Source organism: Nocardia vinacea NBRC 16497, from assembly GCF_000308835.1.
GTDB classification, from domain to species: Bacteria; Actinomycetota; Actinomycetes; order Mycobacteriales; family Mycobacteriaceae; genus Nocardia; species Nocardia vinacea.
The window spans coordinates 1-26,273 of the sequence record NZ_BAGN01000029.1 but is presented as its reverse complement, the minus strand read 5'-3'; the positions used below and the strand labels follow the sequence as shown (position 1 = coordinate 26,273).

Genomic DNA, 26,273 nt, shown 5'->3' with positions numbered 1-26,273 from the left:
CGATATCGGTGACCACATCGACCTGCTTGTTGTGATCCTTATTGCTGTTGCCGTGGCTGGCGTCCACCACGATCCGCTGCGGTAGCGATGCCTTCTCCAACCGGATGCAGGCCTCGCGGACAGAGGCAGCATCGTAGTTCGGACCGGTGCTGCCGCCGCGCAGGATCACATGGCAGTCCGGATTGCCGGTGGTGCGGATCAGCGCCGAGCGGCCGTCCAGATCGGTGCCGGGGAAGACGTGGCTGGCCGCGGCGGCCCGCACACCGTCGACGGCCACCTGCACATCGCCGTCGGTGCCGTTCTTGATGCCGACCGGCATGGACAGCGCGCTGCTGAGCTGCCGGTGCACCTGGCTGGCCGCGGTGCGCGCGCCGATGGCGCCGTAGGCGACCAGGTCCGCGATGTACTGCGGGGTGATCGGGTCGAGGAATTCACAGGCCACCGGTAGGCCCAGGGCGGTGATATCGACCAACAGCTTGCGGCCGATGCCCAGTCCGGTGTTCACGTCGAAGGAACCGTCCAGGTGCGGATCGTTGATCAGCCCCTTCCACCCCAGGGTGGTGCGCGGCTTCTCGAAGTACACCCGCATCACGACGTGCAGCCGATCATCGAGTTCAGCCGCCTTGGCGGCTAGGCGGCGGGCGTAGTCCAGCGCGGCGGCCGGATCGTGGACCGAACACGGTCCGACGATCACCATCAGGCGATCGTCGGCACCGTTGAGCACATCGACGGTGGCTTTGCGACCGGCTCGGACCACGTCGGCCAGCGCATCGGTGATTCGGTGCACCTGGCGCACCTCTGCCGGTGAGCGCAACGGGCTCACACTCAGGGTGCGTTGGTCGTCCAGATCGGAATGCCGCGCGTCGATTTCGGCTGCGGTAGTCATCGTTTGTGGGTTCCTTTACTTCAAGGCCGACCCACGGACGTGAAACCCGTCGAGCCGGTCCATCATCCGGCTCGAGGTGGAGGTGAGGTCAGCGCAAATGGTTGCCGCAGACCGACCCACCCAGGGCCGGCTTGCTAAACCAGAAATAGACGCGCTGCACGACGGTGACTGTACCAGGGACTATCCCGAGGTAACCGCAAGGCCAACTTTCGTGCCGAAGCTCACCCCAACTGACCGGGGACGTAACCACCGGCCGGGGTGCGGACGATCACATTCATCCGGTTCCACGCGTTGATCGTCGCGATGGCCGCGATGAGGGCCGCGGTCTGATCGTCGTCGTAGTGCTTGCGCACCTGCTCCCAGGTCTCGTCGCTGACGCCACGGCCGTCACCGATGCGGGTGGCCTCTTCGGTGAGGGCGAGGGCGGCGCGCTCGGCCTCGGTGAAGACGGTGGCCTCGTGCCAGGCGGCGACGAGGTTGAGTCGCACGGAGGTCTCGCCCGCGTGCGCGGCGTCCTTGGTGTGCATATCGACGCACATGCCGCAACCGTTGATCTGGCTGGCGCGGATCTTGACCAGCTCGTAGGTGGCGGCGGGCAGGGAGGACCCGTCGACGACCTTGCCCGCGGTGACGAGCCGCTTGACGTAGCTACCGGCGACGGGGTTGGCGTAGAGGTTGAAGCGCTGTTCCATGATCTGTGCCTTCCATTCGGTTGGGTTCACAGAGAGGACGACGCGGCCCAATCCAGTGTGACATCCACGGATGTGACCTGCATCACGAGACCACGGCCTAGGCCTGAGCTACTTCGAACGACGGCACCCCCGATCGAGCAGCGGCCCAACCGAGTGGCTTGTGCCGCAACGGATTCGGCTATTTGCCGAAGGTGTAGGTGACGCCGGTCAGCTTCTCCGACAGCTCCCACAGGCCGCGCGCGACCTGCTCGTCCTTGGAAGCCGCGGTGGAACCGGACAGCCCCGGATAGCCGCGCATGCCGGCCAATCCGTCCGGGCCATAGAACGCGCCCGGCTCGACCTGCTCGGTAGCCGCGTAGATCTCCGGCAGCGCACCCATTTCGGCGCTCTGGGCCAGCAGCCGGTTGCCCAGCGCCATGACCGTGTCCAGGATGGATTCGGTATGCGACTGCAGTTCCGTTGCGGCATAACCGGGATGCGCGGCCACCGAAATCTTCGACGAACCCGCCGCGGTCAGCCTGCGCTGCAACTCGTAGGCGAACATCAGGTTGGCCAACTTCGCCTGGCCGTAGGCGGACCAGCGCTGGTACTTGCGGCGCTCCCAGTTCAGGTCGTCCAGATCGATCTTGCCGGCCCGGTGCGCGCCGCTGGAGACCGTGACCACCCGGTCCGAGATCTTTTCCAGCAGTAGCCCGGTCAGCGCGAAGTGACCGAGATGGTTTGTACCGACCTGCATTTCGAAGCCGTCGGTGGTCCGCCGCTCCGGCACCGCCATCACACCCGCGTTATTGATCAGTACGTCGACTCGGTCCACCGCATCGGCGAACGCACGCACCGAGGCCAGATCCGCGAGATCGAGTTCGCGCACCTCGGCCCGCGCACCGATCTCCCCGGCCACTTTCTCGCCCTTGGCCACATTTCGACAGGCCAGGACCACCTGCGCGCCCGCCCCGGCCAGCGCACGCGCCGTCACCGCCCCCAGCCCGCTGTTCGCGCCGGTGACGATGATCGTGCGGCCACTCTGATCGGGAATGTTCGAGGTATCCCAACGGCTCATGTCCGGAAGTCTAGTGCGCGCCGCGACCGTTCTCAGGCAATGCGCGCAGGTCACGCCTGGGCCAGGATCTCCTCGTCGGTCATCGCCACCACCTCCAGGTACAACTTGGCGACGGCGTCCAGGCGATCGGGCGTGCCGCGACCGGTCTCCCGTTCGACCAGCCGCCCGGCCAACCCGGCCACCGTCCGGCCGACGAGCAGATCGGCGACCAGCGCGTGGTCGACCTTCAGCCATTCGCGGATCCTGGCGACGGCCGTGGTGGCCAGCACCGAGTCACCGCCCGCGCCGAAGAAATCGTCGTGCACGCCGATGCGATCGGTACCGAGCACTTCGGCGACGATGGTGGCCAGCGCGGCCTCCAGCGGTGTGCGCGGACGCGCGTCCACCGCTTCGGCCGCGTCGGGTTCCAGCAGCGCCACCACCGCGCGACGATCAAGCTTGCCGTTATCGGTCAACGGCATCTGCTCGAGGATCTCGATGCGAGTGGGAATCATGTAGCCGGGCAATAGGTCTCGCACCGCACCAATAATCTCCTCGACGGAGCCGACCTCGCCCGAGACGGCCGCGACCAGCTTCGGCGCGCCCTTGCCGACCACGGCGGCCACCGCGTGCCGAACCCCCGGCGCGGTACGCAGTCCGCTTTCCACCTCGCCCAATTCCACCCGATAGCCGCGGATCTGGACCTGATGGTCGGCGCGACCGAGGAATTCGATGGTGCCATCGGGCCAGTAGCGCGCCATATCACCGGTGCGGTACCAGCGGAGATCGTCGTGGACGACGAACTGTTCCGCGGTACGCTCCGGATCATTGCGATAGCCGGCCGCGACATTCGCACCGCCCACCCAGAATTCGCCGGGCACCCAGTCCGGGCAGTCGCGGCCCGCCGAATTCACCACGCGGCAGCGCACATTGCGCAGTGGCACGCCGAACGGGACGGTGGCCCAATGTTCGGGCGGGTCGGCGACCTCGCAAATGGTGTTGTGGATGGAGGTTTCGGTGGCGCCGCCCAACCCGGAGAACCGGCAGCCCGGCACCTGCCTGGCCAGCCGCCGAGCCAGATCCGCGCCGACCCAGTCGCCGCCGAGGGTGACCGCTCGCAGCGAATCGCCGAGGTGGTCGCCGCCGATCTCCAGGATCATGTCGAGCATGCTCGGCACACAGTTGAGGATCGAAACCCGGTGGTGGGTCAGCAGTTCCACCCAACTGGTCGCCTCCTCGCGCTGCGCGGCCGACAGCGCGACCACCGAGCCGCCGACTGCGAACATGCCGAACATGTCGTAGACGGAGGCGTCGAACTCCAGCGCGGACAATCCGAGCACCCGGTCGGCCGGGGCGACCTCGAACCACTCGTTCACCGCGTCGATGGTGTTCATCGCACCGCGGTGCGGCACCTCGACCCCCTTCGGCACACCGGTGGAGCCGGAGGTGAACAACACATAGGCGACCGATTCCGGATCCGGAATCACCGGCTCGGCCAACGGATTCGGATGGGCACGCGCCGCCGACAGCGGCAGACACGTGATATCCGGCCGACCCATGTCGACGCCGTCGACGGTGAGCGCGGCGACCACGTCACCGGTGCGCAGGATCTGCGCGCGCCGTCCGACCGGCTGATCGAAACCGATGGGCACATAGGCCGCACCCGCCGCGAGCACACCGAGTACGGCGAGGATCTGATCCGGCCCCTTCGGCAGCTGCACCGCGACGGTTTCACCGGGCCGCACCCCGATTTCGCGCAGCGCGGCCGCCACCGAAAGCGCTTGTGCGGCAAGCTCGGCATAGCTCCAGCCGCCATCCACGCCGTCGCGGCGCCACAGCACCGCCGTTGCGTCCGGCGTGCTGCGGGCATGGTCGAAGAAGCCCTGGTGCAGCGCCCGTCCGGAGACCGGACCGTCGGTCGCGTTCACCGCGGCACGCACGGCGGCCTGGGCGACCGGTAGGTGCACCGCGGCCTCCGCGACCCAGCCCGCCTCGCTCGCGCCCAGCCTGCCGATGGCCTCGGTGTAGCTGGTGAACATGGCGTCGATCATGCCCGCGGGGAACGCGGATTCGCGCACGTCCCAGTTGAGCAGCAACCCGCCGCGCACCTCGGTGACCTGCGCGTCCAACAGCACCTGCGGTCCCTGCGAGATGATCCAGACCGGCGCGCCGAAGGTCTCGGTGACCGAGGTGGCGAACAGCTCGCCCAGGTTGAGCGCGCTGGTATAGACGATCGGCGCGAGCACTGGCTCGCCGCGGTGCCTGCCGAGATCGCGCAGCACCTCCAACCCGGAATACGCCGTGTGCGCACCGCTTTCGTGCATCGCACGCTGCAGTGCCTTCGCCCGCTCGGTGACCGTCACGTTCTCGGTGACATCCACCTCCAACATGATCGAGGAGGTGAAATCGCCGATCACCCGGTCGATGTGTGGATGCACCGGTTCCCGGTGGAACAGCGGCACATTCAGCAGGAAGCGGCTCTGCGCCGACCAGCCGCCGACGGTCTCGGCGAATACCGCGGCCAACGCCATTGCCGGGGTGATGCCGCGGGCATGCGCGGCGGCGAGCAGCCGCTCCTTGGCTTCCGGCGCCAACCAGTGGTTGTAACGGACGGTCCGATGCGGTTCGGCGCGTTCGCTGACCGGAATGGTCGGCAACTCCGGTGCGCCGGGCAGCTCCGGCAGCCGATCGCGCCACCACCGCTTATCGCGTTCCCTGGCAACGGCATCCACCGTGCGCTCGGTGCGATAGCGGCGGTAGCTGTAGCCCTGCGGCGGCACCGTGCGGCCGTGGTAGAGCTCGGCGAGGTCGGCGACGAGCACGCGGTAGCTCATCGCGTCGCCCGCGATCATGTCGACATCGAGATGCAGCCGGGTACGACCGTCGGCGAGCAGGCTCAGCGTCACATCGAGCACCTGGCCCTCCTCGATGGCCAGCCGCTGATGAGTCTTGCTGTCGCGCAACCGCTCCAGCTCGGCCTCGGCCGCCGCGGGAGTGTGCGCCCGCAGATCGACGACCGCGAATACCGGCCGACCCGGGTTGAGAATGGTCTGCTGGGTGCCGTCGGGGAGGAACCTGGTGCGCAGCATCGGATGCACGGCAACGAGATCCGTCACCGCCTGCGCCAAACGCTCGGGCTCGACCTCGGCACCGTCGAATTCGACATACAGGTGCGCGGCGACGCCACCGAGATCCTGTTCCTCCGAGCGACCGATCCAGTAGGCGTGCTGCATCGACCCCAATGGGAACGGCGCGAATTCGTCTCCGGGATCAACGTTTTCGACAGACCGGGGATCGACCTCCGGAACTGCCGCGGCGGATTCGTCGACGCCGAGCAACCGTGCCCACTCCGCGACCGATGGCGCCGCCGCCAACTGCGCGAAGTTGATCTCCAACCCGCGTTTGCGCCAGCCGCCCGCCAACTTCATGGTGCGAATGGAGTCCAGTCCGAGCTGGATCAGATCATCGCCGTCGGCGATCGTCTCGACCGGTACGTCGAGCTGCTTCGCAATGGCCGCGCGAATTTCCTCCCGGCCGATCGTCGTTCCCGCCCCGTCCCCCGGTCGCTGTGCTGGCTCCATCTGGCGCTGTCACTCCTTGGTCGCCGCCGCATCCGGCGGATCGAGACTGCTCGTCGGTAGCCTATCGCATTGAGATAGGGTTGCCTAACCTATGTTATGAGACCCTAATCGTGCAGCAGACCTTCCAGTGAGGCAGACCGTGACTTCGACATCCACCTCGCCCACCCATCGCGACGGCTACGTCCCCTTCCCGACCGCCGACGCAGCGACCTATCGCGCGGCCGGTTACTGGACCGGCCGCCCACTCGGCGACCTGCTGCGCGCCACCGCGACCCGACACCCGCACCGCACGGCCCTGCTCGATGCCGACAGCGCGCACACCTACGCATGGGCGGATGCCGAGGCAGACCGAATGGCGCACGGTTTACTCGCACTCGGCATCGCGCCGGGCGATCGGGTGGTCGTACAACTGCCGAATGTGCCGGAGTTCCTGACGGTCCTGTTCGGATTGCTGCGCGCCGGAATCATTCCGGTGCTGACCCTGCCCGCGCATCGCCGCGCCGAAATCGAGCATCTGGCCGGACTTTCCGAAGCGGTCGCCTACATCGTGGCCGACCGGCTCGGCGACTTCGACTACCGCGAACTGGCCGAAACCGTCCGTTCGACCGTGCCCACTCTGCGTCACGTTCTGGTACTCGGCGAACCCGGAACGTTCACCGCTCTCAATTCGATTCCCCGCGACGGTGGTTCACTGCCCGACATCGATCCGAGCGATATCGCGCTGATGCTGGTCTCCGGCGGCACCACCGGTCTGCCGAAGCTCATCGCGCGCACCCACGCCGACTACGTCTACAACGCCACCGCAAGCGCTGAGGTCTGCGGACTGACCGAGGACGACGTCTACCTCGCGACACTGCCCGCCGCACACAACTTCCCCCTCGCCTGCCCCGGCATCCTCGGCACCGTATCGGCTGGCGCGGCCGTCACCTTCATCACCGATCCGAGCCCGGAGAGTGCCTTCGCCGCCATCGAACGCCATCGCGTCACCGTCACCGCGGTCGTGCCGCCACTGGCCCAACTCTGGTGTGCGGCAACCGAATGGGAGGACGCCGATCTCGGCTCCCTGCGCCTGCTCCAGGTCGGCGGTGCGCGGCTGGCCGAAGTGAATGCCCGCGAGGTTGCGCCCGCACTGGGCGTCCAACTGCAACAGGTCTTCGGTATGGCCGAGGGCCTGCTCAACTACACCCGCCTCGACGACACCGCCGATATCGTCTGCACCACCCAGGGCCGTCCGCTCTCGCCTGCCGACGAAGTGCGGGTCGTGGATGCCGACGGCAACGATGTCGCCCCCGGCGAAGAGGGTGAACTACTCACCAAGGGCCCCTACACAATCCGCGGCTACTACCGCGCCCCCGAACACAACGCGCGCGCCTTCACCCCCGACGGCTACTACCGCTCCGGCGATCTCGTGCGCCGACTGCCGAGCGGCCATCTGATCGTCTCCGGCCGCATCAAGGACGTCATCAACCGCGGCGGCGAGAACATCTCCTGTGACGAACTCGAGGAACATCTGCTCGCCCACCCGTCGGTCCGGCATGCGGCCGCCGTCGGCCTGCCCGATGCCGCATTGGGTGAAAAGGTCTGCGCCGTGCTGGTTGTCGACAGCGAAATGCCGACCCTGGCGCAGCTCAAATCCTTCCTCACCGACCGCGGCCTGGCGACCTACAAACTCCCGGACCTGCTCCGCCAGGCCGACAAACTCCCGATCACCGCCGTCGGCAAGATCGATAAGAAGGCTCTGCGCGCCGACCACGGATGAGTCGAAACGATCGGGGGTGGCGCGAGTCCGAAGACGCCACCCCCGACCTGTACCCGGATAACCGGGTTGCCCCAGCAGATGATTCGGAGCACGGCCCCACCTTGATGGGTGTGTGCCGCCGAATTTCTAGGCCTTGACTACGTATGGCGCGACGCTACCCAACTTTTCGCAGGTCTCCTCGAATTCCCGCTCCGGGCGCGACTGCCCGACAATGCCCGCGCCCGCCCGCAGCCACGCCCCCTCGGTGGTCTGGTAGACCGCCCGCAGCACCAGCGTCGCCTCCATCGCACCGCTCGGCGAAATCGTCACCACGGCACCGGAGTACAGACCACGCGGCGCACCGTCGAGACGGAACACCGAATCGACGCCCTCCCGCTTCGGAATACCGGAAGCGGTGACCGACGGGAACAAAACCTCCAGCGCGTCCCAGCTGGAACGGTCCGCGGCCAGCCGCCCGCGCACCGTGGAAGCCAGATGCTGCACGCTGCCGCGTTCCCGAACCGCCATGAAATCGGAGACCGCGGGCGTGCCGGGATCGGCCACCGCGGTGATCTCGGCAAAGGAGGTCTGCACCGAAATCGCGTGCTCCACGATCTCTTTGGGATCGGTGATCAGGTCGGCCCGAGCCGCCATATCGATGGCTTCGCCCAGCCCGAAGGCGCGCGTCCCGGCGAGCGGCTCGGTGGTGACCACCCGATCCTCGTCGACGGAGGCGACCAACTCCGGACTGAATCCGGCCGCCTCGAGTCCACCGAGGCGAAGCAGGAACGACCGCGCCGGAGTGTTGTTGGCGCGGCCGAGCCGGTAACTGGCCGGGACGTCCACCGCGAACGGTAGATCGACCTTCCTGGACAGAATGACCTTCTGATAACGGCCGGAACGGATTTCCGCGACCGCCTCGCCGACCCGATCGCGATATCCGGTCGGATCGAGACGCACATCGACCGGATGCGCGTGCGGCAGCTCCGTCTCCTGCGAGGCGGCGATGAGATCGTGAATGTCATTGGCCTCGGCCGGTGTCGCGCCGGAAATCCGGACGCCGAACTCACCGACCCGCACCTCGATGCGCGGAATCATCAGATGGGCCAGTGCGGTTCGCGGATCCAGATGTCGCGTCGCGTCCAATGCCCATGCGCAGAATTCGAATCCGATCCAGCCGTAGGCCCGACGCCCGCCGAGCGGCAGCGTGGCGAGCGCGTTGTCGATGACCCGCCCCGGGCTGCCCTCCCAGGCACTGGTGGTGCCGCGCCCGTCCCAGGACACGCGCAATTCGTTCGCGTCGAGTTCGACGCCGCCGAGCGGATCCGCAGCGAATACCCATTCGCCGGGCCGTTCGTACATCACGTATTCGCCGAAGCGCTCGGCCGCCGCCAGCCGGGACATCGCTGCCGCCGGATCGGTCACATACTCAACGCGCAAGCGCTCCGTGGTCGACAACGATCCTCCAAGGTTATGCTGACCTAACTTAGAAAAGTAAGGTTAGCATTACCTGTCTAGATCGCTACTGTGCTGCAGACCACAGAAAACGGCTACTCCGCAGGCACCGCGAGTGCCGACCGCTCGACGCTCAACAGACTCTCCGTGCTGTGCTCCGCGTGGTACGCGGCCCCGCCGCCGCGCACTCCGAACAATCGCTTGCTGTAGACCAGCCAGACCACCGCGGCGATATTGATCAACAGCGCGCCGATGCGCAGCACGGTGATCTTCTCGGTCAACTCATAGATCTCCAACGGCAGGAAGATGCTGGTCGCGACCACCGCGAAGTACTCACCCCAGCGCTTCACCAACCAGAGCCCGACCGCCTCGATCGCCTGCAGCGTCGCATAGGCGAGGATGCCGACGGCCACCCACAGCAGGGTCGTATTCGTCAGCGAGAACGCGTCATCGATCAAATGCACGATCTTGGACCGGTCGATATCCCAGCCGATCTGATCGGCCAGCGGCCGCAGCAGCGGCAGTTCCTCGTCGAAGGCCGCCCGCATATCCTCGCGCGAGGACCGGAATTTGAAGACAGCGAGCGCGGCGACCACCAAGAGCAAACCGCGCGCCAACCGCTCGATCGCCAACGCCCGCATCAGCCAGCGGTCCCGCAGCAGTCGCCCGCGCGGCACCTCCGGAGCATGGTCGGCGGGCCCGGAGCCCACCGGTTCGCCGGGTACGAAAGTGCCGCAGCGCAGACACCGCCACGCGACACCGGCCGCCGTCTGAACATGCAGCCGCTCCGCCAGATCCTGCTCGTCCGGCGCATAGGTGTAGTGGCCGTGCCAACCGCACGCGCGTAACGCCCAATCCATGCGCGCAGCCTAGTTCGCCGTCGCGATCGGCCGCGATCACAAACGCCGTGTCGATATCCGAAGCCCAACTCGCCCGCCGGAGTTCCTGCGCGGAATCCGCTGGCGGGCTTCAATAGGAGTCATGATCGATCACCGCGGGGATTCGCCCGCTCCAGCTCGAGCGGCAGCCCCCGATTCGGTGGTGACACTGATCGATGCGAGCTCCGGCGTGGAACGCGAACTCGTCGGCGCCTGGCTGGCCGACGGCGGCCTGAAGCACGAACTCGGCGTCGACGCACCCATCACCCAGTTGGATCTGGATGCGGATGCGATCGGGGATCGACTGGTCGGACGCCGCGACGATCCGCTTGTGGTGCCGATCCGGGTGGTGTGGCTGCCGCCGGAGCGCGACGGGGTCCGCCGCATCACCTTCGCCGACCTGGCCTTGCTGACCAATCCACGCAAGCCGAACCGACTCGCGCAACGCCGGTTGGTCGGCAAGTCACCGGACCGCCACGTGGTGCTCACCGGGCAGCCGGCTCTGCTCAGCGAATTGCGCGCCAATAATCCGGAGGCCGCGGCGCTGCTCATGAAGGGCTCCGCCGAGCCGTTCGCCCGCGCCATCGTGCGTGCCGCGGTGGTCGCTCTGGAACGCGCCGAACGTTCCATCATCGGCGACCGATACAAGGTGCCGCGGCTGGTGGCCGAGGAGATCCTCGACTCCCCCGACTTCGTGCGCAGGCTCGAACTCATCGCCGATCAGCTCGGTGCGAGTCCGCACGAGGTGTACCGGCGGGCCGAGAAGGCGCTGAACGAACTCGTTGCTGCCCAGAGCAGACTGGTCTCGGATCTGTTCACCCAGGCGATGCGCCCGATCCACGCCTCGACCTGGAAGGTCGACTCCGACGACTCCGGCCTGGACGGGTTGCGCGCGTTGAACCGGAACCATCCGCTGGTCTTCCTGCCCTCGCACCGGTCCTATGTCGATGCGTTCGTACTCGGTGATGTGCTGGCCCGCAATGACTTTCCACCGAATCATGTGATCGGCGGCGCGAATCTGAGCTTCTGGCCGATGGGTCCGATCGCCCGGCGCACCGGCACGGTCTTCATCCGGCGCAGCTTCGGTGACGACGAGGTCTACAAGGCGGTGGTCGAGGAGTACTTCGCCTACCTGCTGGCCAAGCGATTCAATATGGAGTGGTACTTCGAGGGCGGTCGCACCCGCACCGGCAAGCTGCGCCCGCCACGCTACGGATTGCTGAATTACCTTGCCGCCGCGGTCCGTTCGAATCGGATCGACGATGTGCTGCTCGTCCCGGTATCGATCACCTACGAGCGACTGAACGAACTCGGCGCCATCGCCACCGAGCAAGTGGGCGGGAAGAAGAAGCCGGAGGGACTGGCCTGGATGGCGCGTTATATACGCAGCCAACAGCATTCGGCCGGACACGTCTATGTGCGATTCGGTGAACCGCTGTCGGCACGCGATCGCCTTGCCGCATATGGGGATCCGCTCACTCCGGCACCGACGATCATTCCGCTGCACCGCACCGAACCGGCGGGAACCGAACCGAGCAATGTCACCGAGTCGGCGGAGGTCGCCGAGCTGGAGCGAAAGGCCGTGCAGCGGTTGGCCTTCGAGGTCGCCGTCGGTATCAATAATGTCACCCCGATCACCGTCAACGCGCTGGTCACCCTGGCACTGCTCGGTGTGCACGAGCGTGCGCTCACCCTCGGCGAGGTCCGTGCCGTGCTGGCCCCGGTGCTGCGGTACATCGAGAAGCGCGAGTTGCCGCGCGGCGAACTGGCGGCGTTGCGCGATGAGCAGAGTCTCGCGGTGGTACTCGAGCAGTTGTCGCTGGCCAAGGTCGTGACGGTGTACCGCGGTGGGCTGGAGCCGGTCTACTCGATCGAATCGGGTGCGCATCTGGAGGCCGCGTTCTATCGCAATAGCGCGGTGCATTGGTTCATCAACCGCGCCATTCTCGAGTTGTCGATCCTGGCCGCCTTGGAGATGCAGGCGCCGGATCAGCTGCGGGCAGGCTGGGACGAGGCCTTCCGACTGCGTGATCTGCTGAAGTTCGAATTCTTCTTCCCGGAGCGGGCCGAGTTCTCGGCGCAGATGACCGCGGAAATGCTGCTGGTGGACCCGGATTGGCACCAACACACCGCGGCGGACACCCTCGGCGAGGAGGTTCTGCACAAACTCACCGCATCCGGATTCATGATGGCGCACCGCGCGCTGCGCGCATTCGTCGACGCGCAGCTGGTGGTGGCCGAGCGGCTGGCGGCGCACGACAGCGCCGAAGAGATCGATCGCAAGGAGTTCATCGACGAATGTGTCGCGGTTGGTAAGCAGATGCTGCTGCAGCAGCGACTGCACAGTCCGGAATCTGTCTCCACCGAATTGTTCACCAGCGCACTCAAACTCGCGGACAACCACGGTTTATTGACCCGGGTGAGTCATGACTCGGCCAAGCCGAGGGCCGAATTGACCCGGCGCAGAATCGAATTCGCCGAGCAGCTGCGCGTTATCGCGGCCCGGATCTCGCAGGCCGCCGCACTGGATCCGTCCAACATGCCCGTACGGGGGGCCTGATGGTCGAACAGAGCGCCGCGGTCCCAACGGATCTCGCGGCGGCCATCGCCGCGATCCGGTCCGGGCCGCAGGGGCCGGAAGTCGCCGCGGTCTTCGACTTCGCCACCGTTGTGGATGGTTTCGGGCCGCGGTCACGATGGCCATTCCGGCGCGATAAGAGTCGAACCATCGCGGACACCCTGCTCGGCAGCATCCGCAACGGACTCACCGATGGCGAATACAGCCGGTTCCTCCAGCAGGCCATGCGGACACTCGCCGAGCAGCCCGAAGCCGAGCTGGACGAGTTGGGCACGCTGCTGTTCCGGAAAAAGATCTACGGCCACCTGTATCCCGAAGCGTGGCAGCTGATCCGGACGCACGAGGCCGCCGGACACACCGTGGTGCTCGCCACCGCGTTGACCCGCTTCCAAGTCGAACCCGCTGCGGCCGAACTCGGTATCGAGCACGTGCTGTACACCCGGATGGCGACCACCGATGGCGTGCTCACCGGTTACGCCGACGGGAAAACCCTGTGGCGCAATGGCAAGGCCGATGCGGTTCGCGAATTCGCCGCAGCACACGGGCTGGATATCAGCCGCAGCTACGCCTACGCGGACAGCATCGCCGATCTGCCGCTGCTTTCGGTGGTCGGGCATCCGGTAGCGGTGAATCCCGAGCGAAAGCTCGGTACCGCTGCCGCCGAACAGAATTGGCCGGTACTGACGTTCCATCCGCGCCAACCACCGCGCCCGACCGACTATCTGCGCACCGTCGCCGGATTCGCCGGGCTACTGGCCGGGGCGATGTTCGGCGTGCTGAGCAAGTCCTACACGCGTCAACGCCGGAAGATGGCCGATGCGCTGATGGCCTACGGAACCGGTGCGACGCTCGGCGCGACCGGTATCCGGCTGCGGATCAGCGGTGCGGAAAATGCCCGTGCCCCGAGACCCGCCGTGTTCCTGTTCAACCATCAGAGCCAGTTCGACGTGATCATCGTGCCCAAGGTGCTCAAAGGCGGGGTCACCGGAATCGGCAAGAAGGAGCTGACAAAGAATCCGATCTTCGGTCCGCTGATGCGGTTCGTCGGGGTCACCTTCATCGATCGTGCCAACACCGCGCAGGCCAAGGCGGCGCTGGCGCCGGTGGTGCAGACACTGCGCGGCGGGCTGTCGATCGCGGTCTCACCCGAAGGCACCCGGTCGTACACGCCGCGAATCGGCCCGTTCAAGAAGGGCGCCTTCCACATCGCGATCCAGGCCGGGGTGCCGGTGATCCCGGTGGTAATCCGCAATGCGGGTGAAATCAACTGGCGCAACTCGATGGTCGCGCGCAAGGGCACCGTCGACGTGGCCATCCTCGACCCGATCGACGTCGGCAGTTGGGACGCGAACGATATGGACGACAACGTCGAAGCCGTTCGTCAGCTGTACACCGACACTCTGTTGAACTGGCCGTCGCCGGACCGCTGACGCCGCCGGGCGCCTCCACCGTGCACCCCCGATGCTCCGTACTACCGGATGCCCGGTTGGTGCCCGGCTAGATGGCGGACGGGCTGCCCGCTGGTGCCGGGTCGTCGCCGGGTGTGTCAGACCGAGCGACCGAACAGCAGCTTCCACGGCATCAGCGCGGATTCCAGCTGGACCTTGAGGCTCATCTTGGAGGCGCCGAGGGTGCGCTCCTCGAACCGGATCGGCACCTCGGCGATCGTGATGCCCTTCTTGACGGTGCGGTAGTTCATCTCGACCTGGAACGAGTACCCGTTGCTGCGGATCGAGGCCACGTCGATGGCGCGCAGCGTATCGGCCTCCCATGCCTTGAATCCGGCGGTCGCGTCCTTGACGCCCAGACGCAGGATCAGGTTCACGTAGAAGTTGGCCCAGGCGGACAGCGCCTTGCGGTACCACTTCCACTCCTCGGCGGTGGACCCGCCGGGCACGTAGCGGGACCCGAGCACGACACCGGCATCGGTGGTGTCCAGCTTCTCCAGCATGGCCGGAATAACCTCAGCAGGATGCGACAGGTCGGCGTCCATCTGGATCACCACATCGGCGCCCTCGTCCAGTGCCCGGGTGATACCTGCCACGTAGGCGCGGCCCAATCCGTCCTTTTCGGTGCGATGCAGCACGCCGACGACATTCGGCAGCTCGGCCGCCAGCTTGTCGGCGATCTCACCGGTCCCGTCCGGCGAATTGTCATCCACCACGAGCACATGCAGATCAGGCACCGGCAGCGCCGTCAGCCGCTCCACCGCAACCGGCAGATTCTCCCGCTCGTTGTAGGTCGGCACAACAACGGTAACCCTCAAGGGTCGCCCTCCCTGCTCACCTGTTCCAGCCCGCAGACCCACGACTGGACCCGGAGCACTCGTCTGATTGCCAAGAACCGTACTTGATCGAACTGAAGACCACCTGAGCGCCCGCACGCTCCCGCCGCCACCCGAATACCCGCGACATGCCGACTACCTCGCAAATCGCGTCACCCACCCCGCCGACCGCCCCCGGATCCACATCGAAATCAGTTGCCGCACACCACCCCTGGCGCGGCCTCACTTCTCCCCATCGCGCCAATTCCGATCCCGAGCATCCTCACGGGCATTGCGCGCATGCACGATCTCCAACGCCCGCTCAGCAGTAGCCCGATCCGGATACGGCCCCATCCGATCCCGAAACCAACACTGCTTCCCACTCTCGGCCCGCTGATGCTTCAAGCAGTAATACCACTTCTCCGCCATCCCCCCAGCATCCCACCACCATGATCACCAAGCCCCCGATTTCCCGCCCCGATACCTCAGATCCGCCCCCTTCTTCGGATCCGCACTCCTTGCGGGCACACGGGACGGCCACGCGCGAGAAAAACCACACCCAGTCACCACACGGAAAACATCACACGCGAGCAACGCCCCCTGGGCAGAACCCCACTCGAAACGAGGCCACACCAGAGACGCGACCACGTCAACGGGACACACTTCGGCCGACGAAACCTGCGCAGCTCCACACCCGGGACAAGGTCATGCTGAGAAAAGGTCGCGCCCACGGGACACTTACCGACCTACGACGCCTGAGCAGCGCCACACCGGAGACGACGTCACACCAAGAAACGACCACTCCCACCGGACACACACCGACCTACGACACCTGGGGCAGCTCCACAGCCGAAACAAGGTCATGCTGAGAAAAGGTCGCCCCATGGGACGCCTTCTCTGCGAGAAGCCGAACTCGAGGAGCGCAACACCAGAAGACGGCCACACCTGAGCAACAGCACGCCGGACGGACTGGGGGTTCGGGGGGCGAGAGCCCCGCCGAGCGGGTGTGGGGTTGCACCCCACAAAGACAAAAGACGAGGAGCCCCTGTCCGCGCTTTTTGCGGACAGGGGCTCCTCGCGATGAGTGGCCAGGGCCGGGATCGAACCGGCGACCTTCCGCTTTTCAGGCGGACGCTCGTACCAACTGAGCTACCTGGCCGCAGGCACCCGTGGTGAATGCCATACGCGAAACGCCGGATTGCTCCGGCGCTTACTTTGCGACCCTGACGGGACTCGAACCCGCGACCTCCGCCGTGACAGGGCGGCGCGCTAACCAACTGCGCCACAGGGCCTTGCGTTGCTTCCAACGATCCGAAGATCGTACCCCCTACGGGATTCGAACCCGCGCTACCGCCTTGAAAGGGCGGCGTCCTAGGCCGCTAGACGAAGGGGGCTCGCCCCGGATTTCTCCGGACCGGCTTCAACGGCTGTCCGTTGGGAGCTGGGATAGCTTATGACAGATCGGCCGCGTTTCCCAAATCGGCTGTTCAGGCTCCCAAACCGAGCTCTTCGAGTCGAGCCTGGGCGCGCCAGCCGTCGTTGCGGAACTTCTCCGCCCACTCCGGGGTGGCCATCGCCTCGACCACGACCTCGAGCGCCTCCTGGAACCGGGCGCGCAGATCGACCCCGTTGCCGAGGATGTCGATCAGATAGCGCTGGCCGGCCAGGGCGGCAGAGATGGTGCGGGTGAAGCGGTCCGGGTCGGCGTCGGCGCGCAGCTGGCCCTGATCGATGGCGCGAACCGCGAGTGCCCTGGTGGCGCGGCCGAGTATTCGACCGCCGCCGGTCTGCACATCGCGATAGAAGTCCGGTTCGATGATCAACCGGAATTCGGCCTGCACGATGATGTCGTGCTCGAGTCGCAATGCCACCTCGTCGACCATCCCGTGCAGGACGTCGAGTGGACCGAGATCCGTTCTGGCAAGCCAACGCTCGGCCGATGTGCGGTATCGGTCGACCGCGGTCTCGAGTACCGCGCGTGCGAGATCTTCCTTGGAATCGAAATGAAAGTACATGGCGCCCTTGGTGGCGCGTGAACCTTCCAATATGCGGTTGAGCGATGCAGCGGCATAGCCGCTCTTCCCGAACTCAACGGCGGCGGACCTGATTATCGCCGCGCGTGTCCGGCGGGCCCGCTCTTGCTGCCGTGCCATGCTCGAAACGCCTCCGAAGCCTACTCGTCGCCAATAGGTGGCCCCAAAAGAACGGACCCTTGGCGCGAAGTTATGAGTTTTATCAATACTTCAAACCGGGATTTCGCCCCGTTTCAAACTTTCGGTACGAAAACTTGCGAAAATCCTGAAACACACCAGCTGGTATAGTTTTCTTGCCCAGGTGCGCCGCAGGGGGTGCGCACCTGGGCATAACTTCGTCTCGGATCTGCCTCCCCCGGCGTCGACTCGTAGGAAGTCGCGATCGGTCGAACCGGCCGCGACACGTTCGGGCACACCAACGATAAGCCGAATTCCGGATCGCCGGGTAAGTCGGCGATTCTTCCGTAATTCACCAAGTCGTCACCGTACCCGGAAACACCATCCGACACGCGGCAAACCGAAGACTCCAGCGGCCCAAACATCCGGATATCTGTTACAGCAAACTTCACGCAATCGGGCAAAGTGCTGTCTCGGATTTCCGAATTCGACAGCGTCGCAGCACTGTTCACCCGAGTCGACCAGCGGCCCGGTCGCAGCGGCGCCGACCGCGCGACACCGGCCAGCCGCCTCGCTGCGTCCCCCCGCGCACTGGCCCTACACCCCCTGCAAATCCAAAGATATTGGTACGCAACATGATTGGATGGTAGCCCGGCTCGGCAGGAATGAACAAAGCTGGGTACCAAATGTTTACCGGCAGCATCGTTACCCGCACGCATCGTGTTACCCGGTGTGCCAGCACGACTCGACACCGGCACCCGACAACCCCCGAGCGAACCGATCCACGCCCCCAGCCGATGCGCCCCGCCCCCGGTTACCCGATCCGCGCCCGGCCCACTACACTGTCCATCCGCGCCCCTATAGCTCAGTTGGTAGAGCTACGGACTTTTAATCCGCAGGTCGTAGGTTCGAGCCCTACTGGGGGCACCTTCTCAGGCGTCCGGTTTCCATACCGGACGCCTGAGTCATATTCCAGACCGCACGCAGTCGCGAAGCGCATCGGCTGCGGCCATGAAACATCACATTTCGCGGCGGGCTTTCCATACCGTGGACCGCACCCGGGATCCCTCGGCAACAGGTCGAGCCGTCGACTTGCTCGATGATCGGCTTTCTCAGGTTCCCATTGGACAGATCGCCGACAAGTCGACAGGCCACCGATACGAAGGCGGCATTGCCGACATTGCTCGGTTGATTGCCGCACAGAGCGACCGAGCCCGATGGCGCGGCTTATCGGGCGCGCTGGATTGCCGCTCGGCGCGACGAAGGCCACCAGCGGCAATGATCCGGTCGCCGATTCCGCCTCCGATCGTGATGGCTGTCCGGCCGAGCAACTGGGCAGTGGCACTTACCACAGACGCAGGTCCGGCGACGGCATCGGACACATACTCGGCGGTCTGCTCGGCAGCAGCGGCAAGAACATCGGCATCCGCGGCGCGATCGGAGAAGCGTTGGCCGGGAACGCAGATGGCGCGCTCGCGCGGACTTTCGTCGGCGAACACGGAACGATCACGGCGGCGGTACCAGCGGCTTTGTGCGTTACCGCACGCTGGGCTAACGACTCTCGACCCATAGCGATAAACCCCTTGCTGCGGGCCGAGCCCCTACACTCGGTGTGGTTGTCGAACGCCGACGTCGGCGTATGAGCTCTATCACGAGGTCTCATTTGTCAGCCAGATGCGTTTCGCATCACACCTACGGTGCCGTAAGGTATGGCCGCATCGGCACACGGTCTACCCGGGGGACTGACCAGCAAGAGCGCACACACATGAAGGGCTTGTATATGGCAAGGGATCTGACTCAACTCGAGCTGCTCACGGAGTTGGAGCCGGTTGCCGAAGAAAACGTCAACCGGCACCTCTCCCTGGCAAAGGAATGGCATCCGCACGACTATGTCCCGTGGGATGAGGGCCGCAACTTCGCGGCACTCGGCGGGGTGGACTGGGACCCGGAGCAGTCCCGACTGAACGAGGTCGCGAAGGCGGCCATGATCACGAACCTGCTCACCGAAGACAATCTGCCCTCCTACCACCGCGAGATCGCCGAGAACTTCTCGCAGGACGGCGCCTGGGGCACCTGGGTGGGTCGCTGGACCGCCGAGGAGAACCGCCACGGCATCGTCATGCGCGACTACCTCGTGGTGACCCGTGGCGTCGATCCCGTGGCGCTCGAAGAGGCGCGCATGATCCACATGACCAACGGATTCGCTTCGCCGACCGAGGCCGATGCAGGCTTCCTGCACTCGGTCGCGTACGTGACCTTCCAGGAGCTGGCCACCCGGGTCAGCCACCGCAATACCGGCCGGGTCTGCGACGACCCGATCGCCGATCGGATGCTGCAGCGCGTCGCCGCCGACGAGAACCTGCACATGATCTTCTACCGCAACATGTGCGGCGCGGCCCTGGATCTGTCCCCGGACCAGGCGCTCGAGGCGATCACGCTGATCCTGGAGAACTTCCAGATGCCCGGCGCCGGTATGCCCAACTTCCGCCGCAACGGCGTACTGATGGCCAAGCACGGCATCTACGATCTGCGCCAGCACCTCGAAGATGTGGTGCAGCCCGTGCTGAAGAAGTGGGACATCTTCGAACGCACCGATTTCACCGCACGCGGCGAGGCCGTGCGCGAACGGCTCGGCCTGTTCTTGGAGAAGCTGAGTCAGGACGTCGTCAAGTTCGAAGAGCAACGCGACCGCATGCTCGCCCGCGAGGCGAAGAAGCGCGAGCTCGCCGGGGTCGCCGCCGGCTGATCTCGACTCGCAAACGTAAACGCGCCGCCGCTGGATTTCTCCGGCGGCGGCGCGTTTATTTTTGGCAACGCCGATCCAAGTGGCCAACTTATAGCTTCAACCGCCGAAACTCCTTGCGGCGCTACTTCACCGGCAGTGTGCCGTCGACACCGCCCACATCGGTGATCTTCCAACCGAGTTCTTATCCAGCGTGACGTTGTAGATCATCGTTGTCTGCGCGCCTTCGGGACTCTGCGCATTCGTCGAACTCACATTTCCGAACACATCGACTTTGTAGATACCGCCTTGCTCCGACATCACCTTTGCGGTAATCGGCGCGGCGGTGGAGGTCCACTTCAACGGAACCAGAATCTGTTCGAGCTCGGGCGCGGTCGCATCGAACTTATTCCCCAGCTGCGGAACGGTATTCGCCTTCAGCTCGGCCACCCACGACGGGATGTCCCGGTAATTGACGGTAGCCGCGCCGACCGCGTATTCGGTGGCCACCTGCTCGACCTTCTTATCCGCGGCCGCCCGGTCGTTTCGATCGGCAAGATCACCGCGGGCCGAGACGAGAAACCCGCCCAGCACGGCGACCGCGATTACCAATACGCCGATTACCGCGCCGAGGACAACGGTGGAGATGCGAATCGCTACGGTTCCCGACTGCCGTCCGGACTGGTCGCCCGTATTGGACGCCTTCGCCTCGGCAGTGCCACCCAGCTCCGAGCCGGAGTCCTCGCCGCCCGATGCGGTGCCCTCGATCCGTTCCGTCATTCGCCCTCTCCCGGCGAGTCCGGTGGTCACGGGCGTTACCCGAAGACCGGAGCGCCCTCGGCGCTGGGGCACCAACCCGGGACGGAACATCCCGGGCCCGATCCCGAATCCGCCGACGATCCGGCCGCGAACCTCGACACTGGTGGTAATGCCGCCGACAGCGCGCCGCGCCGACCGGCCATAGCTCATAGGACCGCAGGAGGCCGAGGATATGTCCAGCACATCGAAGGGCGCCGGGGCGCTCACCGGCAAGGTTGTCGCGATCACCGGAGGAGCGCGCGGCATCGGGCGCGCGAGCGCCGAGGCATTTCTCGCGGCGGGCGCCGCGGTCGCGATCGGCGATATCGACGTCGAACTGGTGGCCAAGACGGCGGCGGAGTTGGGTGCGGACCCGGATGCCAAAATCGTCGGCCTGCCGCTGAACGTCACGGATAAGGCCTCCTTCGCCGCCTTTCTCGACAGTGTGGACAGCGAACTCGGCCCGCTGGATGTGCTGGTCAACAATGCGGGCATCATGCCAACCGGCCTGTTTGTCGACGAGGACGAGGCGATGACCGATCGAATCATCGGTATCAACCTCAACGGGGTGATCCACGGTTCGCGGCTCGCCGTCAAACGGTTCAAGGACCGCGGCAGCGGACACCTGATCAATATCGCGTCTTTGGCCGGCACACAGGGCTTTCCAGGTCTGGCCACCTACTGTGCGACCAAGCACGCGGTGATCGGTTTCACCTCGGCGCTGCATCTGGAGATGAAGGAGCACGGCGTGCACGTCGGCGCGGTGCTGCCGGGCATCGTGCGCACCGAACTGTCCGCCGGCGCCAATATGCCGAACTGGATTACGCCGCTGACCACGGTGGACCCGGAGGATGTCGCGCAGGCGATCGTGAAATCGGTACAGCAGGACAAACCACTGGTGACCGTGCCACGCCGACTCGCGGCCATCATCAAATCCGCACAGCTGCTGCCCTACCGCGCACAGCTGGGTGTCGCCAAATTCACTGGCGCGACAACGGCTTACGCCCAGCCCGACCCGGCCGTACGCGAGATCTACCATCGCAGACTCCGCGGCCAATAGCCCACTCCTGGCAGGAACTCCGCGGGCGGCAACTCGGACCTGGCCGCGCCGATGAGGTAACGAGCGCCGCCGGTGAAGTTACCGACGAGCGCACCGCAGTTGTCAGGAACTCTTTCCCGGAGGTGTTACCTCGCCATGCCGCTGCGCCGGATCGGAAGTGACCTGTTCGGATTCGGTGTGACGATCGGGCGATTCGCCATTCCGACCCGAGTCAGGGGCGAACACCTTGCGCTCGCCGGGAAGGGCCTGCTCCGGTGTGGTCCGCGCGGCGGAGAGCTCGGTCTTCTCCGACCAGGGAGTCTGAGCGGTTTCGTGCTTCCCGGCCTGGCGGGTGGGGCGGCGCCGGGCACGGCGGCGAGCCAGATCCGCCGGCGACCGCGGTTGACCGCCCGGCTGTCCCGAATGCCCCCAGGGCGTCGACAATATCGATTTCCTTTGCGTGGGCTGGGGTGCCTCAGGTCCCGCACCCTGTCGCAGATCGCCGACCACGGGATCTGCTCCGGGGAAAGAAGCGGGGCCCAGCGGGCTCGACGCGGCTGAAGAATGCGGGTGCCGAACCGAATTGTCTTGCCGCACAGCGTTATCCGGAGCTGCGGGTGATCCATTCGACTGAGTATGCATCGCCTGAGCCGTGTCCGGATTGAATATCGGTTCGGCCCGAACCGGAGGCGAACCGCCATCGGCCGCAGGCGAATACCACGCGGCTGGACTGTCGCGCGCGGAATGCTGCGGCTCGGTTCGACCGCCGCTTTCGTCGGTGTCTGGATTCACGCGCGAAACGGCGGTCAACCGCTCGGGCACGCCAGGCTCGGTCGCGCTGTCCCCGAGGGGACCGGGCGCGGCCGAACGGTACGCGTGGCGGTCGACCGCACTTCCGCCGTTCGTGCCCGTAGGCCCCACGTTCGTGGATCGGGGCGAGGCGAACTCACGGGGCGAGGCGGGCACCGTCGGCGGGCGCACATCGGGCCCACCCCCGGGACCCGTTGTGCCACTCGGTGATACGGGCGCGCTGCCCTGATCAGCAGCCATTGGTTCGCCGATCCCGTCCGCAGTTGTGAAGTCCAGTCCGGCAACGTTTTCCACGAACCTCGCCGCGTGCTCACCGATATCGTCGGCGTACTCGTCGAGCAGGTCGGTGTAGCGCAACACCTCGTTCGGATCGATGTGCAATGGCTGCACCGACGAATTCGGCGGCGGCACGCCGAGTACCTCCCGCGCGGCGTCGTAGACGACTCCGTTGATCTTGCGCTCGATGGTGTCCGCGAGCGGCTCCATCGCCCTGCTGATCACCTCGACGGCAATGTAGGAGATCAGCATCTGCTCCATGGTGCCCAGCAGTCTGCTCGCGGCCGCCCGGAACGCCGTGGTGAGAGCCGCCGACCACCCCGCAGTCGCCACCATCGACGCCATCAAAGCCGTATAACTTGCGGCCATCGCGGCAAGCTCGGCAAGCACCACCGCTTTGACCACGGTAATCACTTCCGCCGTGACCTCCAGGGCTTTCGCCACCGTTCGGCACGCCTGATCGAGAGCCTCCGTGTGGCCGACGCTCATTCGCGCCCACGCCGCAACCAGTTGATCGTAGGAATAACCCGAATAGACCGAGCCCAACTCCCGAACCGCCGCGGTGGCCGACTCGTGGGTGCGAGCCGCGTTCGTGGCGAAGGCGCGTACCTGCTCGGCGAGCTCGCGAATCTGATCCTCATCGATGTCCGGATACGGAACACCGAGGAAGTTCAGGAACATCGCCGCCTCGTGCGGTATCTCGAATGCCACCACCCATAGTCCTCGAATCAATCCCGTTCCACCACCACACGTTATCGCTGAACCACCAGCGCCGTGCGATCGAGGACGACCCAGTAGTTGCCGACGTGATCGAAGCCCGAACGACCCGTGTCATATGCTTGGTAGCCCCTGGCGGCAGCGTAACGCCCGGGATCGGACAGCACTTCCAGCTTTCCTTGCAATTCTTCGCTTCGCCCGATCATTTCCTGCGATGGATTTTCTGTTATGCGGATAATTCCCCGAAGCCGCCCCGCCTCATCACTGAGCTGTCTGAGCGTCGCTTGATGTTCTTCGCGCAACTCTCCGAATTCAATGGTTCGCGAATCTGGACGCAAAGCCATTCGGATAACCCTATCCCCGTTATTGCCAGCGTAATCCAATGCGTCAGACCTGACCGTCGACACATAGGTCCCATTGCCGGTTTCGAGAACATGTGACGCACTACCGGGAAAGTAATCCCCGGACTTGAATTGTTCCACATGGCTGGAGTCGCTCAGTCCCCGGAAGAGCTCACGGCCGCCTGCATCGACGACTGCGTCGACGCCTTCCCGCTCCACCACGCTCGGCAAACCGTCGAAGCCCTGACTATGGCAGATCGCTCCCAACGCCGAATCACCGTCGGACGAACCGGCCTCTCGCTCGGCCGGAGTGAGGTAGGGATCGTCACGCCTTGTGTCCAGCAGGGTGTGGATCGAACGGTAGTCGAGGTCGTCGACGAGATCACGGCCGCGCGCCACATACTCAGGTGCAGATATTCCTGCATTCGCGGTCGGTGCACCCTCCATATCGTTCGAGAAATCCTGCGATCTTAAAGACCGATCGCCCTCGTGGTCACCTGTTTCAAAGGCTCGGGCAGTTTCGCCCGCAGAGTCACTGACATTTCTGATATTTTCGGAGTCGCTCTCGGAGCTTTTTCCGAACAGACGGGACAAACTTTCTCGGACACTCCGCATCGTGCCGCTCAATTTGCCGCTGATCATCATGATCTGAGCAACTCCAATCACAAGAATATCGGTCCAGCTGAATCACCACAGGCGTGGGACGGCTTCGGGTTCGGACCGACGCCGGTCGGTATGGCGATTGTCGAGAGTAGTACTCGGCTTCGTATTCGGCCGATTTCGCGTAGTCCAGCTGGGAATAGAGGGGGCGTTGTTGCGCCAGCCGACGCATTCCCGCTTTCGCCCCGAACACTGTTCCCGGTTGCCCCGGCCTCGACCATGTCAGGAATCAGCATCAGAGCCGCACTCGACATATTCGACACCCGAGGCTTCACGCGATCGCCGCACCCGAGTAGTGCGGAAATATTTCCCATGACCGGTTCAGTCGCGATCGCGGCAACCGGAGGAGACCAGGCCGAACGACCCGGCGTGCGCTGACGCACATCGGACAACGGCGGCATCGGCGCCGGTTCGTCCAGATGAGAGACTGGTGGGCGTGACGATTACTGCCGAGGCCAAGAGCACGCTGCGGATCGGACCGTATCCGGTCGATCCGGCGGTGGTGCTCGCACCGATGGCGGGCATCACCAACCTGGCGTTTCGAAAGTTGTGCCGCGAATTCGGCAGCCCTACGTCGATCTATGTGTGCGAGATGATCACCGCGCGGGCGGTGGTCGAGCGCAATGAGAAGACGCTGCACATGATGTCCTTCGACGAGGACGAGCATCCGCGCTCGATGCAGCTCTACGGTGTGGATCCGGCCACTCTCGGCGAGGCCGTGCGAATCATTGTCGGTGAGGGCTGGGCCGATCACATCGATCTCAATCTCGGCTGCCCGGTGCCCAAGGTCACTCGACTGGGTGGCGGCGCGGCGCTGCCGTATAAGCGCGCGCTGTTCAGCAAGATCGTCGAGGCGATGGTTTCCGGCGCCGAACCGGCCGGTGTTCCGGTGACGGTGAAGTTCCGCATCGGCATCGACGACGACCACCTCACCTACTTGGACGCGGGCCGCATCGCCGAGGCCGAGGGCGCCAAGGCCGTCGCACTGCACGCCCGTACCGCCGCACAGCGGTATTCGGGGCAGGCCGACTGGACGAAGATCGCGCGGCTCAAGGAGGCCGTCACGACGATTCCCGTGCTCGGCAACGGCGATATCTTCGCCGCCGCCGACGCGGTGCGCATGATGGACGAAACCGGTTGCGACGGAGTCGTTGTCGGCCGCGGCTGCCTCGGCCGCCCGTGGCTGTTCGCCGAATTGCAGGCGGCACTGCGCGGCGAAGCATTGCCCGAGGCGCCGAATCTCGGCCGCGTCGGCGAGGTGCTGTACCGGCATGGGGCCCTGCTCGCCGAACACCTCGGCGAGGACAAGGCCATGCGCGATCTGCGCAAGCATATGGCCTGGTATCTGATGGGCTTCCCGGTCGGCGCGGACCTGCGCCGCTCCTTCGCCACTGTGTCGAGTCTCACCCAATTACAGGACCTCATCGGCGAACTCGACCCGACCGCGCCATTCCCCCGCGATGCCGAGGGTCCGCGCGGCCGTCAGGGTTCGCCGGGCAAGGTCGCGCTGCCGCACGGCTGGCTCGACGATCCCGACGATCCGGCCGTCCCCGCGGGCGCGGATCTGATGCACAGCGGCGGCTGATCGTTTCGAGCGACCGGCAGGCGACTTGTACGTGCAATCGCACTGTTACCCGATCGTCAGAAACCCTC

General features: G+C 65.5%; 18 protein-coding genes and 4 tRNA genes. 8 read left to right on the top strand and 14 right to left on the bottom strand.

What is annotated here, in order from left to right; all coding sequences use genetic code 11:
• The 4 genes from ON44_RS03970 to ON44_RS03955 all read right to left on the bottom strand — a co-directional run.
• On the bottom strand, window positions 1-886 hold an 886-nt coding region (locus ON44_RS03970), incomplete at its 3' end, for a 3-deoxy-7-phosphoheptulonate synthase (RefSeq protein WP_040686417.1).
• Between the two features lie 221 nt (window positions 887-1,107).
• Window positions 1,108-1,578, bottom strand: coding sequence for a carboxymuconolactone decarboxylase family protein (locus ON44_RS03965; protein WP_040686416.1), 471 nt, complete (start codon window positions 1,576-1,578; stop codon window positions 1,108-1,110).
• Between the two features lie 178 nt (window positions 1,579-1,756).
• Window positions 1,757-2,635, bottom strand: a complete 879-nt coding sequence (locus ON44_RS03960) for an oxidoreductase (protein ID WP_040686415.1) — start codon at window positions 2,633-2,635, stop codon at window positions 1,757-1,759.
• Between the two features lie 50 nt (window positions 2,636-2,685).
• Window positions 2,686-6,195, bottom strand: a complete 3,510-nt coding sequence (locus ON44_RS03955) for a non-ribosomal peptide synthetase (protein WP_040686414.1) — start codon at window positions 6,193-6,195, stop codon at window positions 2,686-2,688.
• A 139-nt stretch (window positions 6,196-6,334) separates the two neighbouring features.
• On the opposite strand from ON44_RS03955, the gene ON44_RS03950 reads away from it, so the two are divergent.
• A complete protein-coding gene (locus ON44_RS03950; RefSeq protein ID WP_040686413.1) occupies window positions 6,335-7,954 on the top strand; it encodes a (2,3-dihydroxybenzoyl)adenylate synthase in 1,620 nt (539 codons plus the stop codon).
• Between the two features lie 126 nt (window positions 7,955-8,080).
• Here the strand turns inward: ON44_RS03950 and nbtS are convergent, their stop codons facing one another.
• Together nbtS and ON44_RS03940 are read right to left on the bottom strand one after the other, a co-directional pair.
• On the bottom strand, window positions 8,081-9,391 hold the full coding sequence (nbtS, locus tag ON44_RS03945) for a nocobactin biosynthesis salicylate synthase NbtS (protein WP_040686412.1): 1,311 nt from the start codon (window positions 9,389-9,391) through the stop codon (window positions 8,081-8,083).
• Window positions 9,392-9,483: 92 nt separating this feature from the next.
• Complete coding sequence (locus ON44_RS03940) at window positions 9,484-10,248, bottom strand: DUF2127 domain-containing protein (RefSeq protein WP_040686411.1); 765 nt, start codon at window positions 10,246-10,248, stop codon at window positions 9,484-9,486.
• A 121-nt stretch (window positions 10,249-10,369) separates the two neighbouring features.
• Here ON44_RS03940 and ON44_RS03935 point away from each other — a divergent pair, with 121 nt between their 5' ends.
• Both ON44_RS03935 and ON44_RS03930 read left to right on the top strand, forming a co-directional pair.
• On the top strand, window positions 10,370-12,826 hold the full coding sequence (locus ON44_RS03935; protein WP_040686410.1) for a glycerol-3-phosphate 1-O-acyltransferase: 2,457 nt from the start codon (window positions 10,370-10,372) through the stop codon (window positions 12,824-12,826).
• Window positions 12,826-14,274, top strand: a complete 1,449-nt coding sequence (locus ON44_RS03930; protein WP_051181481.1) for an HAD-IB family hydrolase — start codon at window positions 12,826-12,828, stop codon at window positions 14,272-14,274. Before ON44_RS03935 ends, ON44_RS03930 begins: the two co-directional genes overlap by 1 nt.
• A gap of 116 nt (window positions 14,275-14,390) precedes the next feature.
• On the opposite strand, the gene ON44_RS03925 is transcribed toward ON44_RS03930, so the two are convergent.
• The 5 genes from ON44_RS03925 to ON44_RS03900 all read right to left on the bottom strand — a co-directional run bounded on the left by ON44_RS03925 (window position 14,391) and on the right by ON44_RS03900 (window position 17,260).
• Window positions 14,391-15,110: a polyprenol monophosphomannose synthase gene (locus ON44_RS03925; protein WP_281005003.1), complete on the bottom strand. Its 720-nt coding sequence runs from the start codon at window positions 15,108-15,110 to the stop codon at window positions 14,391-14,393.
• Window positions 15,111-16,192: 1,082 nt separating this feature from the next.
• A tRNA-Phe gene (locus ON44_RS03915) sits at window positions 16,193-16,266 on the bottom strand.
• 59 nt (window positions 16,267-16,325) lie between these two features.
• Window positions 16,326-16,399 (bottom strand) — tRNA-Asp (locus ON44_RS03910).
• Between the two features lie 29 nt (window positions 16,400-16,428).
• Window positions 16,429-16,501, bottom strand: a tRNA-Glu gene (locus tag ON44_RS03905).
• A gap of 93 nt (window positions 16,502-16,594) precedes the next feature.
• Window positions 16,595-17,260, bottom strand: coding sequence for a TetR family transcriptional regulator (locus tag ON44_RS03900; protein WP_040686407.1), 666 nt, complete (start codon window positions 17,258-17,260; stop codon window positions 16,595-16,597).
• A gap of 851 nt (window positions 17,261-18,111) precedes the next feature.
• Between ON44_RS03900 and ON44_RS03895 the strand changes: the two genes are divergently transcribed.
• From ON44_RS03895 to ON44_RS03885, 3 genes are all read left to right on the top strand, one after another.
• Window positions 18,112-18,184: transfer RNA gene (locus ON44_RS03895), tRNA-Lys, on the top strand.
• 290 nt (window positions 18,185-18,474) lie between these two features.
• A complete protein-coding gene (locus ON44_RS03890) occupies window positions 18,475-18,900 on the top strand; it encodes a hypothetical protein (RefSeq protein ID WP_040686406.1) in 426 nt (141 codons plus the stop codon).
• Window positions 18,901-19,037: 137 nt separating this feature from the next.
• Window positions 19,038-20,003, top strand: coding sequence for an acyl-ACP desaturase (locus tag ON44_RS03885; protein WP_040686419.1), 966 nt, complete (start codon window positions 19,038-19,040; stop codon window positions 20,001-20,003).
• A 126-nt stretch (window positions 20,004-20,129) separates the two neighbouring features.
• Here ON44_RS03885 and ON44_RS03880 read toward each other — a convergent pair whose 3' ends face one another.
• Window positions 20,130-20,759, bottom strand: coding sequence for a hypothetical protein (locus ON44_RS03880; RefSeq protein WP_245567003.1), 630 nt, complete (start codon window positions 20,757-20,759; stop codon window positions 20,130-20,132).
• 211 nt (window positions 20,760-20,970) lie between these two features.
• On the opposite strand from ON44_RS03880, the gene ON44_RS03875 reads away from it, so the two are divergent.
• Complete coding sequence (locus ON44_RS03875; RefSeq protein ID WP_040686405.1) at window positions 20,971-21,837, top strand: SDR family oxidoreductase; 867 nt, start codon at window positions 20,971-20,973, stop codon at window positions 21,835-21,837.
• A 102-nt stretch (window positions 21,838-21,939) separates the two neighbouring features.
• Here ON44_RS03875 and ON44_RS03870 read toward each other — a convergent pair whose 3' ends face one another.
• Both ON44_RS03870 and ON44_RS03865 read right to left on the bottom strand, forming a co-directional pair.
• Window positions 21,940-23,613 carry a WXG100-like domain-containing protein gene (locus ON44_RS03870; RefSeq protein ID WP_040686404.1) on the bottom strand — a complete coding sequence of 558 codons (1,674 nt, stop codon included), beginning with the start codon at window positions 23,611-23,613 and terminating at the stop codon, window positions 21,940-21,942.
• A gap of 41 nt (window positions 23,614-23,654) precedes the next feature.
• Window positions 23,655-24,605 (bottom strand): hypothetical protein, encoded by a 951-nt coding sequence (locus tag ON44_RS03865; RefSeq protein ID WP_157187044.1) that lies wholly within the window; start codon window positions 24,603-24,605, stop codon window positions 23,655-23,657.
• A gap of 451 nt (window positions 24,606-25,056) precedes the next feature.
• Here ON44_RS03865 and dusB point away from each other — a divergent pair, with 451 nt between their 5' ends.
• Window positions 25,057-26,205: a tRNA dihydrouridine synthase DusB gene (gene dusB / locus ON44_RS03860; RefSeq protein ID WP_218007517.1), complete on the top strand. Its 1,149-nt coding sequence runs from the start codon at window positions 25,057-25,059 to the stop codon at window positions 26,203-26,205.
• Window positions 26,206-26,273: the final 68 nt, after the last annotated feature.